Below are 842 nucleotides of genomic sequence, written 5' to 3'. Positions count from 1 at the left end.
CGGATATGGCTCAAACCATACAAACTTTAGCACTCAATGTCAGACTAAGCTGTCAACTCCTTGATGTTCCTGAATCAAGTTATTATGAACGGATTAACCGACATCCATCTAAAACTCAATTAAGGAGACAATACCTGTCACTCAAAATTTCTCAACTCTTCAATGCTAACCGAGGAATCTATGGTGCTCCTAAAATTCATCATCTTCTACTTAAACAAGGGGAAAAAGTCGGGTTAAAACTGGTACAGAAGCTAATGAAGCAACTTCAACTCAAGTCTGTAGTCATTAAGAAATTTAAGCCTGGATACTCACTAAGTGATCACATCAATCGAAAAAATCTCATACAGACTGAACCTACAAAGAAGAATAAGGTTTGGTCAACCGACATTACTTATATTCCTACTCAACAAGGATGGGCTTATCTCTCAACCATTATGGATCGTTATACTAAAAAAGTCATTGCTTGGGATTTGGGCAAGCGAATGACTGTAGAATTAGTGCAAAGAACTTTAAATAAGGCCATTAAATCACAAGACTATCCAGAAGCTGTTATTCTTCATTCTGACCAAGGAAGCCAGTATACGAGTCTAGAGTATGAAGAGTTGCTTAAGTATTATGGGATGACTCACTCTTTCAGTCGAAGGGGATACCCTTATCATAATGCCAGTCTTGAATCTTGGCATGGACATTTAAAAAGAGAGTGGGTGTATCAATTTAAATATAAGAACTTTGAAGAAGCCTATCAGAGTATTTTCTGGTACATCGAAGCCTTTTATAATTCAAAACGAATCCATCAAAGTTTAGGGTATCTTACACCTAATCAATTTGAAAAGGTAAGTGCT

General features: G+C 36.7%; 1 protein-coding gene. It reads left to right on the top strand.

Annotation, left to right across the window (positions count from 1 at the left end):
- On the top strand, positions 1-842 hold an 842-nt coding region (locus FDW92_RS00005; protein ID WP_170976155.1), incomplete at both ends, for an IS3-like element IS981 family transposase.

Source organism: Citrobacter sp. wls706 (assembly GCF_005281305.1).
Taxonomy (GTDB): domain Bacteria; phylum Pseudomonadota; class Gammaproteobacteria; order Enterobacterales; family Enterobacteriaceae; genus Citrobacter; species Citrobacter werkmanii.
This window is presented reverse-complemented; position numbering and strand designations above follow the sequence as displayed.